Source organism: Vibrio sp. R11-SG3-ISO3-SZ (assembly GCF_059834345.1).
In genome coordinates, this window is record NZ_JCBDGX010000167.1 from 1 (window position 1) to 15,330 (window position 15,330).

17 protein-coding genes are annotated in these 15,330 nt (G+C 45.2%); 12 read left to right on the forward strand and 5 right to left on the reverse strand.

Features of this window, described 5'->3' with window-relative positions; genetic code table 11:
* Window positions 1-1,445: autotransporter outer membrane beta-barrel domain-containing protein (locus tag AC6R1O_RS17890; RefSeq protein WP_500657532.1), on the forward strand; the 1,445-nt coding region annotated here is incomplete at its 5' end.
* Between the two features lie 46 nt (window positions 1,446-1,491).
* Here the strand turns inward: AC6R1O_RS17890 and AC6R1O_RS17895 are convergent.
* On the reverse strand, window positions 1,492-2,637 hold the full coding sequence (locus AC6R1O_RS17895; protein WP_500657533.1) for an ADP-ribosyltransferase-containing protein: 1,146 nt from the start codon (window positions 2,635-2,637) through the stop codon (window positions 1,492-1,494).
* A gap of 272 nt (window positions 2,638-2,909) precedes the next feature.
* Here AC6R1O_RS17895 and AC6R1O_RS17900 point away from each other — a divergent pair, with 272 nt between their 5' ends.
* The 11 genes from AC6R1O_RS17900 to AC6R1O_RS17950 all read left to right on the forward strand — a co-directional run bounded on the left by AC6R1O_RS17900 (window position 2,910) and on the right by AC6R1O_RS17950 (window position 12,695).
* On the forward strand, window positions 2,910-3,233 hold the full coding sequence (locus AC6R1O_RS17900) for a hypothetical protein (RefSeq protein ID WP_500657534.1): 324 nt from the start codon (window positions 2,910-2,912) through the stop codon (window positions 3,231-3,233).
* A 1-nt stretch (window position 3,234) separates the two neighbouring features.
* A complete protein-coding gene (locus tag AC6R1O_RS17905; RefSeq protein WP_500657535.1) occupies window positions 3,235-3,780 on the forward strand; it encodes a hypothetical protein in 546 nt (181 codons plus the stop codon).
* Window positions 3,777-4,442 (forward strand): hypothetical protein, encoded by a 666-nt coding sequence (locus AC6R1O_RS17910; RefSeq protein WP_500657536.1) that lies wholly within the window; start codon window positions 3,777-3,779, stop codon window positions 4,440-4,442. The genes AC6R1O_RS17905 and AC6R1O_RS17910 overlap by 4 nt, the downstream gene beginning before the upstream one ends.
* Window positions 4,443-4,544: 102 nt before the next feature.
* A complete protein-coding gene (locus tag AC6R1O_RS17915) occupies window positions 4,545-5,549 on the forward strand; it encodes a hypothetical protein (protein ID WP_500657537.1) in 1,005 nt (334 codons plus the stop codon).
* Window positions 5,550-5,571: 22 nt separating this feature from the next.
* On the forward strand, window positions 5,572-6,132 hold the full coding sequence (locus tag AC6R1O_RS17920) for a LemA family protein (RefSeq protein WP_500657538.1): 561 nt from the start codon (window positions 5,572-5,574) through the stop codon (window positions 6,130-6,132).
* Window positions 6,133-6,192: 60 nt separating this feature from the next.
* Window positions 6,193-7,620 carry a flagellar export protein FliJ gene (locus AC6R1O_RS17925; RefSeq protein WP_500657539.1) on the forward strand — a complete coding sequence of 476 codons (1,428 nt, stop codon included), beginning with the start codon at window positions 6,193-6,195 and terminating at the stop codon, window positions 7,618-7,620.
* Window positions 7,621-7,897: 277 nt separating this feature from the next.
* A complete protein-coding gene (locus tag AC6R1O_RS17930; RefSeq protein ID WP_500657540.1) occupies window positions 7,898-8,749 on the forward strand; it encodes a hypothetical protein in 852 nt (283 codons plus the stop codon).
* Between the two features lie 139 nt (window positions 8,750-8,888).
* Complete coding sequence (locus AC6R1O_RS17935) at window positions 8,889-9,185, forward strand: hypothetical protein (protein ID WP_500657541.1); 297 nt, start codon at window positions 8,889-8,891, stop codon at window positions 9,183-9,185.
* Window positions 9,186-9,197: 12 nt separating this feature from the next.
* On the forward strand, window positions 9,198-10,313 hold the full coding sequence (locus tag AC6R1O_RS17940; protein WP_500657542.1) for a tyrosine-type recombinase/integrase: 1,116 nt from the start codon (window positions 9,198-9,200) through the stop codon (window positions 10,311-10,313).
* Window positions 10,310-11,383 (forward strand): hypothetical protein, encoded by a 1,074-nt coding sequence (locus AC6R1O_RS17945; RefSeq protein WP_500657543.1) that lies wholly within the window; start codon window positions 10,310-10,312, stop codon window positions 11,381-11,383. Before AC6R1O_RS17940 ends, AC6R1O_RS17945 begins: the two co-directional genes overlap by 4 nt.
* Window positions 11,384-11,393: 10 nt before the next feature.
* Window positions 11,394-12,695 carry a site-specific integrase gene (locus tag AC6R1O_RS17950; protein WP_500657544.1) on the forward strand — a complete coding sequence of 434 codons (1,302 nt, stop codon included), beginning with the start codon at window positions 11,394-11,396 and terminating at the stop codon, window positions 12,693-12,695.
* Between the two features lie 117 nt (window positions 12,696-12,812).
* On the opposite strand, the gene AC6R1O_RS17955 is transcribed toward AC6R1O_RS17950, so the two are convergent.
* From AC6R1O_RS17955 to AC6R1O_RS17970, 4 genes are all read right to left on the reverse strand, one after another.
* Window positions 12,813-13,589, reverse strand: a complete 777-nt coding sequence (locus tag AC6R1O_RS17955) for a hypothetical protein (RefSeq protein WP_500657545.1) — start codon at window positions 13,587-13,589, stop codon at window positions 12,813-12,815.
* A gap of 217 nt (window positions 13,590-13,806) precedes the next feature.
* On the reverse strand, window positions 13,807-14,058 hold the full coding sequence (locus AC6R1O_RS17960) for a hypothetical protein (protein ID WP_500657546.1): 252 nt from the start codon (window positions 14,056-14,058) through the stop codon (window positions 13,807-13,809).
* 101 nt (window positions 14,059-14,159) lie between these two features.
* Window positions 14,160-14,393, reverse strand: a complete 234-nt coding sequence (locus AC6R1O_RS17965; RefSeq protein ID WP_500657547.1) for a hypothetical protein — start codon at window positions 14,391-14,393, stop codon at window positions 14,160-14,162.
* Complete coding sequence (locus AC6R1O_RS17970) at window positions 14,390-15,247, reverse strand: hypothetical protein (protein ID WP_500657548.1); 858 nt, start codon at window positions 15,245-15,247, stop codon at window positions 14,390-14,392. The genes AC6R1O_RS17965 and AC6R1O_RS17970 overlap by 4 nt, the downstream gene beginning before the upstream one ends.
* Window positions 15,248-15,330 lie beyond the last annotated feature (83 nt).

Genomic DNA, 15,330 nt, shown 5'->3' on the forward strand with positions numbered 1-15,330 from the left:
CTGGCATAGATGGACAAGCAATGGCAGCGGAATCGATGAAGAGAAAGAAAGAGCTCGTCGACGTCACGGTACAAGAGCTAAACAGGGTAGCAACTGCCCTCAAGCACTTCTACATAGAAAATAGTGGATCATGGCCAGCGCAACTTAGTTCTATCACAAGCCACTACTCGGGGGCATTTACCACGCCAGTTGGTACCATTACCGGTACTCAGACCACAATGGGTTTTCAATTATTCATTGATACCAACAATCTTGATCAAACTACGAAAAGCGCCTTGCAAACAGAGCTCGCCAAGAATCATGGCGTACTAAGTGGAGGGCGGGTTGTCATGGACGTAGATGTTCCTCAAGCCGCGGCGATTGCACGGACCGCTCTATCGAGGTTTTCTGATCCCTCTGGAACTGGTGAGCTCAATACCATGTATGCCGATCTACTGATGAATGGCAATAACATACAGGGTTTAGGCGAGCTGAGTGCAACAAACGTTATCGCCAACAGTGCAACGATTGGTGATCTATCAAGTACACAAATTACAGCAGATGCGGCCACGATAACGACGGCGGTGGTTACGCAGGCCAATCTGACCAATGCGAATATTGACAATGCTCTAATCGATACCGCCACGATCGATACGGCAACTGTTGATTTAGCTATTCTCTCGACCATCAATGGGAATGTCGCCACATTCAATACGGCCACGATCGATACGGCAAGTATAACTAGCGCTACTGTAGATGGGCTGACAACAAACACGATCAGCGCAGTCCGTGCCGACCTGCAAGAAGCTTCCATCGCGAATACCTTAACCGTCAATGGCGCAGCCATATTTGGTGACACAGTCAATATGGCCAGTAACCTCCACATTGGAGGGCACCTATACAGCAATGGCGCACTGGTTGTTGATAGCTTGGGGAAGTTGTACTACCAAGGCCAAGATTTGGATACCCGTTTCCTCGGCATTTCGGATACGGCGTTGAACGCGGAAATGCTGGGTGGCGTTAATGCAGCAAACTTTGCGAGAAAGGACATGACAAATACGTTCGCTGCACATCAGGTGTTTGCGGGTGGAATTACGGTTGGGGGTTCAGGCATACAGACCAATAATCTGGATGTGTCGGGCAACACATACACAAACGACATGTATTTAAAGTCACGACAAGTTTGGATGAGTTCAGTAGTCGACAAAGCCAACAGCGCGTATTCGCGAATCGGAGTGCTAGAAGAGAAGTTCAATTCAGGTGGTTCTGGGAATTCAATGGGTCGTTGGGTGCAGACCAACTATCAAGTTTCAAAGGCAACGACACATCCCTTTGAAGGCATGCACTATACGAGTTTCAGACTACCCAAAGGCTCATGTGTTAAGGGGCTCAAGCTGATAAATTCAAAGAGCCATGGTAACCCATACCTTGGTCTCACTGAGTTTCGTCAGTACACGTGTCAGTAATTCCGAAGAGGTAAGTGCAAGCAATAATAGCCTGTGCTTGCTCGCATTAAATGGACATCACATTGGTGCGGTTTGTTGTGTTGATTGGATTTGCTTCGTTGGAAGCATTGTTGACACGGCAAACCTGACTTGGCTCAAAAACCACGACTTCTTCTAAATCATCCCGCACTATGATTCCGTCAAAACCCTGCGCTTTAAGAGTATCGAACAAGGCGACACCATGCTTGTCTAGCTCGGCGTAAAATGCAGTAGATGTATCAAAGTGTCGCGCATTGTTCAGCTGCACTTCAAACACTAACGTATGTGGATTGCCGCCGTTACGTGCAACTGCGCCCTTGGCGTAATTGTCTGCCATCTGCTTTGACTTGGTTAGGAAAACTGCCTTAGATGAACCACTGTAGCCGGTATTAGATCCCAATCGACTCGGATCGAAGGCATCAAAATCTGCATTTGAGCCATGAAAAAGCGTTGTTTTCGGTAACACGATTGACGAATCTGTCTCACCTTTGTCGATGCGTTGAAGCACCTTAGCCACATGAGTGATTGATTCAATCTGAGTTTGACATCGTTTTATCGCGGGTAGTGATGAAGAGTTAATGCGCTGTTTGATTTCGTGGTATGCATAAATGTACTCATCCATCTCCGTCAACGTGTGTCGCCCATGAGGAATGGCAGCTCTACGTTCAACACGCTGCATAGCGTACTTCAAATCGGTGATATAGGCATAAAGGTCGAAGTCGGTCTCAAGGCACAATGGTTTGCTGGGCAATGCTGAGACTTGATCGGCGCTAGCAACAGTCACCGTTCCGGTGCTCATATCAACGATCGCGTCATATCCTTGGGTCTTAGCATATTGGGCTTGCTCTGCAGGTGTGAGCTGCGTAAACGCATAGCGCTTTAAGGCAAGGTGATTCGAATTAGTCAATTTCGAGAGCTGTTGCTCTGATAGTACCGATGTGTGATCAAGGGACTGGTAAAAACGCAGACCGAGCGACGTATCACTCGATAGGACGAGTGGTTTGAATACATGCAATTGAACCACCCGATCCAATGAAGGTCGTAGTGGATTATTGATGTCATCCACTGGCGCATCCACCAGCGAGAAACTCAAAGAGATGGAATCCCGTTCATCATGTTTGTTCTGTACTGCCACGGGAGTAAACAGGTGTTTATCAAAATTCAGTTGTTCCATAGTGATCACCATAAAAGATACAACACAAAATATAGTATAGTATAAATTCTGCAAACTCCGAACCAGCAGTCGCTAGATGCTGCGCATTGGTGACACTGTAACACGTTCAGTTCTGCAGTGGTAGCAAGGAAAAACGTTTGAAGTACGGTCACACAGCGCAGGGAGATTTCTGTTCTCATTATGATAACTTTATCGAACATAAGTGAAATTATACTTTGCTTTGTTATCATAATAAGATACACTGTATGTATGAACAGTATGGAGAGCTAAATATGATCGTAACAATTACTAAAGTCGACACACTTGGGTACACCAACTCCGATAAGGACATGTGGGAGTCTTGCTTGAAAAAGTCAGTGAAGATTTCTGACACATTGCGATCCGCACTAGTGATAAAAGACTGTGATGGCGATGACATGGTGTATATACGTGAGGATCTGGAAAAAGCGCTGATTGCAGAGATTGTCACCGGACTGGGTGTGAGTGAAGAGTACAAGGAGAAACTCTTTGTCGAAGATGCTTGTGAAGTTTGTGCATACATCACTTTAGACCTGTCTTTCGGTGATTTGTGCTTCTTAATTGAGTGGGATGTTTAATATGATTTCTGAATGGATAGAATTTATTAAGACGGTCAAGCGCTATGTGTGTACAGTTAGTAAAATGTCGCCATCAAATCCAACTTTAAACGCCCAGTTAAGCTACCTAAATAAATATTGGACTTACGTTGAGCAATGGGTGCTTATTTTCTCTGACAATGAACTTTACCTAATACCGTGTGGTGTCGGAGCGAAAGCCAATAAATCTCTATTTGATAGAGAATGCGTTAGTATTTTGATGGTTGATACTTTTCACCAAACAATCAGAGAAATAGACAGCGCAACCGCACTAAAGCATGTCACGGCGTCATTGTGTTCGGTGACGGAAGAACATAAACACTATCGTAGTTCCATTGAATTGGGTCTCACGCTTGATATCTGGTTACCCGAAGGTGCTCACAAGATTGATGTGGACCTATTGAATCCCGAGCAGGCGTTACCGTTCTTCAAGAGTCAAGAAAATCCTGTAATGATCAAGTTCTGTGAGAGTGCCATCTCTCGCTTTCGAGAAAAAGCGTCGTCGCAGTGGGAAGGGGATGGCCGATGAACAACGTTTCCATAAATGACGCGCGTAAGATTGTTGAATCATGGCGTTACAAGTATTCAACCGAAGCGGCACTACATACGTTCATCCGCCACTGGGCGTATCACTTATCTGAAGGTCTCTATCCGTGTAACGATCCGATCGTGAGTGAGAAGCCCTTCATTGAGGGGGCAAGTGCTCTTAGTCAAGTCATAGCCTCCCTCATTTTAGATGGAGATGAAACTGACGTACTTGGCATCCTCTTGAGTGAATTTTCAGGCGCCTCGAAGCAGTATGATTTCTACCCAACACCGGCCAGTTTGGTTGCTTTGTTGAATTCGTTGGTGGTTAACGAGAAACATATGGATGTGGATGAGTCAGCAGGCCCTGAATGCTCCATCTATGAGCCATGTAGTGGCACTATTGGTATTGTCTATCAGCAGATGGAACGAATTTGCCAAGCACACACCCAGTCAGAGAATCCACTCGCACTGGTGGAAATAACACTAGAAGACGTCAACCCAATAGCCGTCCATGCTGCTTTTATTCAAATGGTTCTGTACATCATGAAATTGAAAAAAATGTATGGGGACAAAGTCACTCCAAAACGCATTACTATAGAATGTAAAGACGTTATTTCTCAGAGAAAATTTGGCATTCTCTATGTTTTGGAATGTTTAAACTAGAATCCTAATCATTAATCTACTTCTATGGTTTATGTGTTGATAATATAGTAATTAAGATAACTGGTTAGATGTGCGTTAAATACTGTTCATCATGAGGTCTGTATGGGACATAATTCTGAGGTTGCTGTAATCCTAAAACAGCTGAGGGACAATGTGGAAGAGTCGAGCTCAAAGAAGGAAATACTGAGTTCACTTGAGGCTGCGAGCTCGTTTGGACCTAGCCTGAAGTACAACAACACGGTGCCTTACATGTTGATGGTTCTTGGTGTGGGACTTATCGCAACGTGTTTTTTCACAAGCAGCGCCATTGGGCCGGTGATTCTACATTATGGTTGGTATTCTCTAGCGGTTATGGTTGGGCTGGTGGTCCTACCCTTATCATTGGTGATGCATCGTAGCTCTGAACTGATTAAGTTGAGTGACAGGATATTTTGGAAAGTGAGCTTTCTCGACAACAAACTGCGCACGGTAGATTGTAAGCACGTTGAGCCACAAATTATCGGAGTGTTTCATGGCTTCAACCGCGGAAACCATTCCAACAAAATAACCGATGCGGTTGAGTCGACGGACAAGGACAAGTTTCCATTCACATACTTTCACTACCACTATGTCGATAAGGTGGTGCGAAGAGTTCAGGATGGAAAAAATACTAGAGAGGAAGTTACTTACCACCACTATGACCGCTCTGGGGTGCTGGTGGATGTCCAGTGTACTCCTTACTTGAGTGCGTTCAACAGTGGGATCTCAATGCCACGTGATCGAGCAGTAAAATACAGACCATCGTTCATAGAGTTTACTAACAAATTCAGAATCGGAGCGCGCAACGAAACAGATGCGGCACGATACATTTCTCCGGTAGTACAACTTGCATTAGTCAATCACCTTAAGAGATTCAGCAGGTTGGATGTGGAAGTTAACGCTCGTGGACAATTATTGATTAGCGTTAAGCCAGTCTTGCTCAACGTTAAGCGAAAGACATCGGTGAGCACGCCAAAAGAGTATCTCGATGAACTGTCAAACCACACAGAACTCATAGAGCTAAATGAAGTGCTGAGTTTGTGCGAAGAACTGTTGGGGCAGTGGGCCCTTAAAGAAGAAAGATCTTAATCACATAGAAGGAATGTAAGTAATGGGAATTTTAGGATGGACGGCTGTCGTTGTTGTGCTTGGACTAATTGTAATCCTTGTCAACAATAAGATTATTAGCAATTTCAATCGATGCAAGCAGGCATGGGCCGATGTCATTGTGCACGAGCGCCAAAAGATGAAAATTATACCTATGGCAGAAGAAATCGCAGCCACTTTTAAAGGCCATGAAGCAGACCTAATGGTGAAGCTGACTGAACTGCGTGCCGAAGTCGCTGCCATTGGTAGTAAATCTGAGTTCGATACGGCCGCGCTAGAAAAGCTACATAATGCGACAGCAGGTCTCAAGGCCACGTTTGAAGCATACCCTGAATTAAAGTCAGCAGAGGTCTATCGCGATCTAATGGCAGAGATTTCATCACAGGAAGCCAGTGTTGGAGCGGCGATCAAAATCTACAACTTCAATGTTCAAGAGCTCAATTCGTTGATTGAGTCATTTCCTTCAAACCTAATAAATAACGCGTTTGCAAATAAGAAGGCAATACCGGAGTTCAACGATAGCCAAGCAGAATCGAGTTTTGAGTACACCCCAGACTTCAAATGATCGATATGGTCAGGCTAACGTCCTGACCATTATCACTACGATAACGAATGGAGTAATGATATGAAGGCGATCACCCAATTGAGCTGCGTTATCCTCATCCTTTCGGGATGTTCATCAACCAAAGTGCAAGAGCTGCCATATGACGATACCGTATCGCCACCTAGCAGCAATGAAAGTCAGTACTACTTATCAGACGATTTGATTAAAAAATATCAAGGCGATATGGGCGCGTTGTATTACAACTGGCCTTCAGCCATGGAAAACCGAGAGAAGCTCAAACAATCTCACCGGACACGCTATAACTTCCCTGACGAATTACGATTCAGATTCACTGTCAATCAGGATACGGTTGATACTGATGTCTATGCACTCGTCGATGGATATAGTCGCTATTGCGAAAATGAAAAAGGACAAATTTCGATTGTACGAAGTAGCAAGTTTCATTACTTGGCGGATTGCAACCAAGGTGATGAGTATCTTCATACCATGCAAGTTGGGATAAGTGAATCAGCCGTGTCGGTGGACTATTGGACAAAAGAGCTCAATCAAAAACACTCAGAGGGCAGACGCTACGAACTTGAAGACGTCACTGAAAGATATAGTGGCATTATGGTGATGCAAAACGGCACAACACAAGCCTTTACTGACCTTGCTCCGCGGGTTGAGACCGAGTGGGAGAGAAGCCAATACTCAGACAAGCTACATCTCATGTCAAATTCAATGGTGATATTGAGTAAGCACTATAGTCCGCTTGTGTATGATCTACCGGTACCACTTAGAGATATCTATCAACTATCGCCTATGTATTACGGTTCTACTGGTAATACCCACAGATCAGGCTATCTTGTTGTAACCAAGGATGGTCTGATGGGTTTCACGCAGAATATCGGTTACCGATATAATGGTGACACATATGTTACGTTAGAAACGATGAGAGCTTCTACTGCAAACTCAGAAGACATTGCTGTTGAATGGGATGCTGGCATTGAGACGTTAATTCTAGGAGCCCCCCCTCAGAGCGAAAGCTGGCCAGCAATCGACAAAGATATTGGGCTAATGCACAAACAAGCAATGTTCACCGATAGCGAACGTGAAAAAGCGAAATTGGCATGGCGTAAGAGAGAAGCTGAACGAGAAGCTTCCAGAGTCGAGAGACAACGAATAAGAGCCATGGAAGAGCAAGCCCGTATCGAACAATTGATGAATGTGAACAGCATTGGTCAGACCGTCTGCCGCTCTGGTTATATCACCAATTCGGACACGAGAAAGCAGGTGTTTGGAACGATTGGCGCTTACATCGATGATATTAACGCTAATAGTCGTAAGCTTCGCGTGATCTCTACTGGTCGTTGGTCATCATCAAAAGGCATATGGACTCCAGACGGCTCTATCAATACGCTGGCCGGCATCAACGTGGAACAAGCGGGTATTGTTGCGTGGGTTGACCCAAAGGATTGGCAACTATGTAGCGCGACCAGTTCACTCTAGGCATTAATATTGACAGCCTGAAAATCGGCTAGTCAAGATGTGAAAAATCACCCGTTATTACGACTTTTCTATTGATATGCAACAATTAAAGGTTATTGTTAATACGATGGACTTACAGCTTAGCCTGTGAAGGACAAAATACCCTGCTGAGGGTGCTTGCTGCATAGCCAATACAGAGCACATACCACTGCCGACCCTGTTTACGATTCATAAATTATCGCAATGGTCGAGCGCACTAAATGCAGCCACGAGGTCGCTCGTCCGTAAAGGTGACAATATGAATCTAAACCCGCTAGTAAACCAAAACGAACTCACTACCACCCGTATTAGAGCGATTCGAAAGCACTTGCATGAGTTTTTAGCCAGTGAGCTTTGTATTGAGCTAAACTCACGCAAACTTGATGAGAAAGTTGCGGCGTATCTGGGCTTTAAAAGTGCATATGCGATGTTTGAGCATGGCAAGAAATGTGACGAACGCGCCGCGGTCCATTCAACGCCAAACGTGCAAGCCTTAGTTAAAGATGCTCTACAAAACGCGCATACCGAATTATCGGGAAGCGATGAACTTAGCTTGAATGCAGTCCGTTTTTACGCTGAACGTTCGTACCGGACTATTTACGACAAGGACGTAGATAGAATGGAAGACAGCCTAAAAGAGATGCAACCATTCATATCGAGTTATTACAGCGCGCAGAAAGAATCATACATTGCTGAGCAGGTCTTCTCGGAAACGCTCATTGATATATTGTCGAAAGACGTGGTGCGGAAAGTATCTGAGCTTGAACCAGACGAAGACGCGATCACTTTATTTGATTTGAAGCATGAGTTCTCCATAAATGCTTTCAACCGTGCTTTGCTTGAAAGCGAAGTGAGCAAGTTGATAACGGTCATCACGGAGTTAGCGGCACATGACCTAGCTACAAGTATGAGCATATCCCCTTATTCGCAAAAAGCAGAGCTGAACAAGATGATCCAATATCATTCTGAACATTATTTAGAGTGTCTAAATAGACGGATTAGCTCGCTCTATCAGACAACGATACCGCAGTTGTATGCTGAAAAGCTAAAGATTCATGATGAGCAAATGACAGAGTACTTTCAATCACAAGCCAGTGTTTCATCATGCTAGACAGTGAGTAGGAGAGGTCAATCAAGACCTCCCCTAACTCTATTTGACCACTCAGCAAAAAAGTATAGCAAATCCCCACTTGAAAGTTATCATATTCAGAGATATAGTGTACAAATATACAGTGCACTAGGGCGAAACTATGACTGAAGAAAATCGTACCAATACTTCAAAGACTGCCAATGATATCTACAACACGTTGGAACTGTGTGTAAGCATTGAGAGCCAAGCCATGTACGAGGCAGCAGTGGCATTGGCTACCACGGCGGAAGCAAAAAAGGCCTGCGCCGGACAGTACAAAGGACGATGGTCATACCTTTTGGATGCGTGGCTCGCAGACAAGGTGCCGACTGAAGAAGTGTGGAGGGCTATCACCGCGAAGTGCGTGCCTGACGAATTACTGAATGCATGCATTCAGCACATTCGAACCGTTCATTAAGAGCTTTGCATAATGAACTCAAAGCGAGCACTAGTCACCACTGGTGATACGGCCCACATTCAGAGAGCGTGGGCCGATCGGCAGAAGAAATTAAAACGAAATAGCATTGCACTGCCTGACCTAACACCCGTGATCAATCCAAATCATGAGCAGACTCGTCACATCTTAAAAAGAATGGGGCGATTCGACATGAACCGTGGAGGCTTCGCGGCCAACACCGTGAAATCGATGTGCTGGGCTCTTCGGAAATGGCGGGACTACTGCATTGCCAATCAGATCTATGCTTTCCCACTGGCTGACGATGCCCATTTTGAGCTATTTCTTCAGGCTATGGTCCTGAGTGACTATTCGATATCAACCACACAACAGATTCGTAGCCTGTTGTCGATTTTTTACGAGTATCTAGACATTGAAAACCCTGCAACGGGTCGTGACATAGCCGCATTCATTAAGACTCTTAAAGAAGACCACATTGACTTAACTGGCAATGCTTATGTTCAGAAGCAAGCCACTGCGTTACGCCGTCACCACCTGAGCATGCTCTATGAACTCAATGACCACCAACCTATTGACCGGCATTTCTTCAAGAACGTGCGAGATGTCGCTTTCATTGCAGCGGCCTATGCGACATGCTTACGCATGAGCGAGATTAGACACCTCAAAAAGCGGCATGTCATTGTGGAAGGTAACTCGAAAGTTAGAGTACTCCGTACACGCTCTAAAACATCGATAAATGTCAAAGAGAAGGTTATTCAGGACGAAGAGGCTCGGCGCTTTCTTTCTTATTTCAATCGCGTCAAAGATAAATTCGGTGACGAACACTATCTCTTTAGCCATATCACCTCATCATACAAAACAGTAACACCAGACATTCCGCTTTCATCATCAGTGACGATTGAAATATTCAAGCGCCAATGCCGGAGACTTAAGCAAGCGGGATGTCTGGATAGGACATACCTTGAATGGAGTGCGCACAGCTGTCGAATTGGGCGTATTCAGGATTTGAAAGAGTTGGACAAAGCCACAGACCTTGAACTACAAAGAGCAGGTGAATGGACGACCATGAGAATGGTGTCACTATACTTGCGCGGCTTAGTTCTAGGTGACGAAACCAGTAGTGAACAATGATGGATGAAACAATGACAATACCCGCACTATTCGATGCGTTAGATATCCAGATAAAAGTAGGCACAGATAACCCAGATTTGGCTCATATCGCGGTTCGTAAGATGGAATCGATTGTCGAAAAATTGAGATCTCAGTTGAATGCTGAAAACCAAGAGTTTGTGTCTGAATTCAACGAAGTTGCGTCTGAATTGAAGATTCAATATGAGCGTAATAGTCTGCTAAAGCTGTCTCTCGATGAGGCAAACAGCACCATCCGGCAGTTAGAGAAGACAAATCAGAGCATTAAGAAGAAGCTATCTGCAGCCAATTCTGATAAAGCCGAATTGCAACGTCTTAAATCACTTAAGCCGGATCAATTGAAGTCAAAGAATGCCGAGTTAAAGAAAGAGGTTGCTCAACTTCGAAGCAAGGGAAAAGAAGCGCTTAAGATGGCGAAAGAGCGCGAACTCGACAAAGAAATAATGGTCGTCCAGACAGAGATGATTGCTCGACTCAAAAAGAAGCTGGTCAAGGTCGAAGGGCAGGGTGAGGGTGATACCATTGTTGGACCAACGGGTACCCAATTTAGGGTTTATTCGTACGAGTATGGTTTGGATTTTGATGTTGAGCCGGCTCATGTAGAAATTGTAAAGGGTTTGGACTGGCATTATGTCGTACGCAGTGACCGCGGTATCTACCTGAAAGCACCCTGTAGTGAATGGGCCACCCCTGTTATACCTGAGTGTGTGGAACTCCAAAGACATTGGCTACCAGAGATTGAAAGCCAACTCCATGAGCGTTTCCTTGAAAGGCTCAAAGATGGCCATGGTAAGCTGGTAGAACGAGTACAGTGGGCTAAGACGCGGAAACTGGATACATTGCCATTCAGTGAAGACGACAAGGTTCGCCTGCTTGATAGCGGCCTTACTAACATGTTTGCCTTGGTTACGATGAAACCAGAACAACTTCTGGCGCAATGCGACACCAGTGACAAGGCGTTCATTGACCGAGTTATGAAGGTAGCTCGAAAAACCTTATCTATGTGGGAAGCTGCATATGTCGATCGCCAACAGCATGCCAAAGCTAGTTGAGATCTAACTTATGACTGAGTTTTACCCACTATTACCACCTGTGACCCATATTAATGTCCCCATGCCCGACGCAAACGCACTGTTACGCGAGCTGGCAGAACGCGGAATGGAAACGGTATACGAAAGCTACGAACATATTATCGACTTATTGACGAGTGTCGCCGGTAGCAAGAACACGTTTAACTCGATGCGAGGGGACATCAATCTGTTACTTAATTGGTCATGGCTGGTGGCCAAAAAGGATGTCATTGACTTGACGGCAAACGACTTCCGCGAGTTCATTGAGTTTGGAAATAGCCCACCAGCGCATCTCATAGGGACATTCAGCTCATCAGTAATTGATGAGAGAAAAAGTGATGAGCACTATGTGGTGGTCAACCCACTGTGGAGACCGTTCGTAAAGCGTAATCCAGAGTCAGAATACAAACGTCTGGAGTCGTCACTGAAAATTCAACTGAGTAATCTGTCGAACATGTACACGTACTTCGAAGACATTGAGTACAGTTTTCGAAATCCAGCTGCGATCGCACTGCGTAGACTGACATCCCATTATCGCCCACAGTTGAGGCAAGACCGGTCCGACGCGACCGACAAAGGCATGAGCTCATTACAGCTGGACTATGTGTTTAAGGCTGTAGAACGCATGGCCAAAGAGAACCCTGCAAAATACGAGCGAAGTCGCTTTCTGATGCATTTCTTGATTCTCTGCTACCCACGAATTAGTGAATGTTCTGCGCGTGCCGGTTTTAGTCCAATGATGGGTGATTTTCATCAGCATCGCGAGTTCAAAAGCAACGAAACATACTTTACGTTTTACATACCACATAGCAAGGGCAACAAAAGCCGAAAGGTGATTTGCTCGCCACTGGTCATTGATGCTTTGACACGATATCGCCGTTTTCTGGGGTTAAGTGATTTGCCAACGAAAGGTGAAAATACGCCACTCTTTGTTCGGCATCGTGCCGCCAATAACGGAAGAGAAGCTCACCAAGTGAACGCAAACCTTGGCAGCGATCAGATTGCCCATTTAGTCAAAGAGGTGTTCACCGTCGCGGGAGACATGCTAGAGAGTGATGGCTATGCTGTCGATGGCATGGAGCTAAAGGGATTCACAACGCACACATGCCGCCATACCGGAATTCAGATCGATTTGAGTAGCGGAAGGGACAAGACGCACGTAATGCTTGATGCCGGCCATAGCAATGAAGCAACGTTAAGAATTTACACATCAAACCGCGTTGAGTTCCGCTCGGGTTCCGTCAAGAAGAAAGATGATTTCATGCGGTCGCACTTGGGGCTTGATGGGGACTAATAGGTTACATAGCTTGTGAAGTACATAACAGGCCTAATTACCGCTCTAATTAGGGGTCTTAGCAACCCCTAATTAGAGAAGACGGTATATAGCCCCATTAGATTCGTTCAACGAGTGTCACATCCCCATTGAAGCGGAATAATCGGAGTTAGAAGATACAAGGTATTCTCCGACAGATACAGGAACACCGGCTAAGACGTTCATTTTGAGGTGCGCTTCATCACCAAAAATGTCATCGAGATGAAGCTTTCTGGCTGGAATGAGGAATTCCAAAATGGTGTCGCCGTAGCCCAAGATTTCGCCATCTGGCTTGGTTGAGAAAAACAGGCCATTCTCATCCGCGCTCATCACTTTGGTTTCGTGAATCTGCTTTGCTGCTTCAGCACTTGTCGCATGATAAACGGTGATATAATCCCCATTGATAATCGACATTCCTTCTATTTCTTCGAACATCGCCTCGATTCGTGCTTGCTCAGCTTCATCTTGGTGCCCAGCAGAATGGGCAGACTTCTGTCTACTTTTTAAAAATTCATACAAACTAGGTGCATTGTATTCCCTTGTCGGGGCATCATGAAGTATTACAGGTTTCGCGATCCTCGACTGCATAGCGCCTCTTAACATAGAACGTTCTTCAACACGGTTACCAGTAGCTCCAATTGCATCACTAAGAAGATCCTTACATTGCGCATGCGTTATTGGCTGATTTGGAAATGCAGTGTTGAGAATTTGATGTAGGTCAGTCACTATCTGGCGGCTGTTCTCTACTTTCAGATCGTTTAAGGCATTTAATGGTAAATCATTTCCTGAGAGCCGACGATAGCCGCTCTGGATTTCTGTCAATAGATATTCACTCATACGCCTTGGCTGCAAGCCTGCACGGAGGGAGTTGTTCATGGCATTCTCCATAGAAAAGTCGAAGAAATCGGTAAAATATAAGCTAGCATATCTTCCCTTACTTTACGTTTTCAATTTCAGCTGCCAAGAGCCACTCGGCAATTGCGTGATGTTTCGAAAATTCAATTCAGTTGTTCCTCTTGGAATAGTCGCACAACCACTATGTGCAGCAGTGAGCGTCGCATAATGATAACCTAGAATGCAAGTCTACATACCATTATCTAACTGATGACGCACGAGTTACTGGAAACGAACCGGAGATCGGCTGTGGATACTCATAAAATTGAAAGCCACCCGTTTTGCGTGGGACGGGTTTAAAAAAAACGTGTTCAGCGTTGACCGCATCACTTACTCCATTACGACGTAGAGCCGTTAAAAACTCGTCTATGTCGTGATGACCACGCGAGATGAATATCGGTGGTCCATTGACGTCAACACGTTCGATCTTTAAAGAGTAGTGGGTAGTCATTGTCATTTCCTTACTGCTATTCCCCTAGCCTACAATTGACTCACTTAAGCACAGATAGTTAAACCTAAGTAGCCACATCCGCTTACTGAACAGCGCGATAGTCACCTATGTTCAACAGGTTCAGGCAAAGATAGAGCGTTGGGACTCACCTCAATAGCAATTCCATTAATCTCTTCTCCATCACCTGTAACGAAACGAATTTCGTCTCCCGCCACATCTGTCTCACAGAAAGCATCTATGAGTTGAGCACTTCCGTCAGAATTGGTCACTCGAACACGGTAGAGTTCGCCATGGACAAGTTCGTGCAAAGCTAAGAATGGTAGTTTAATCGTCATATTTTTCTCTCTACAGGTAAGGTTTCATACAATCTGGTGGCATCGCTGATGCCCTGACACCATGGCCCCACGTCTCTAAGAGACGTGGCCAAAAGCTCTATTCTCTCTGCGATTTCGGTAAGAAGAGGATGTTTCTGAAGCGGTACAGACAGTTCACGGCGAGTACATAAGGAACCATAGCTACGTCCCAATGCGAACACTATGGAATGAATTGTCGGACATTCAAACGTCTGCTTTGCTAGTGCGGCAGATAAACCAAGCTCTACATCACTAAAAGCACAGAGCAGATGTGTCATATCGATTCTGTCCGCAAGCGCACGGAGTTCATAGCACGACAAGTCGCTAATATTAAGTTGACGCACAGACTTACCATTTGAAATGAAATACGATTCACCAAAAGGTGCAGTAGGGTCCGTATGGGCGTATAACCGTGCTGTCACCGCCGTTTTCCGTGTGGCGCCCTCATTTGACCACAATTGATCAGTTTCCGTTGCCAATGCTTTGCTAGAGTGATCGGTAATCAGATGAACTGGATTCGCCAAGTCCAATCTTTCCCCATATCGGGCCCAATGTTTAAGGACATGGCTCATAGATAGGCTACTATCAGAGCAGTCGCTAAAGATGGAAAAAAAATGGGGGAAACGCGCTAATATTCGTAACTGCTCTCCGGCCAACTTTAGTTGAGGCGAGAATCCACCAGCACTATTGGCCCACTTAATTTCAATGGTTGGACAAAGGAATGTGGAATTTTCCAAGAGCTTAAAATCAAGGTAAAGGGCGTCGTAGGAAAGAAGACCAAAGTTAATTTGAGTGACCAGTTCTGGAGTATGGGGTTGGTCAGCATGCTTGAGCATTCAAGGTTCCTTGTTCTCAGTTGCTCCCGAGGTAGACACGGTACTCAACCAATCCAAGTCGAAAAAAATGGCTACCGAAGTAG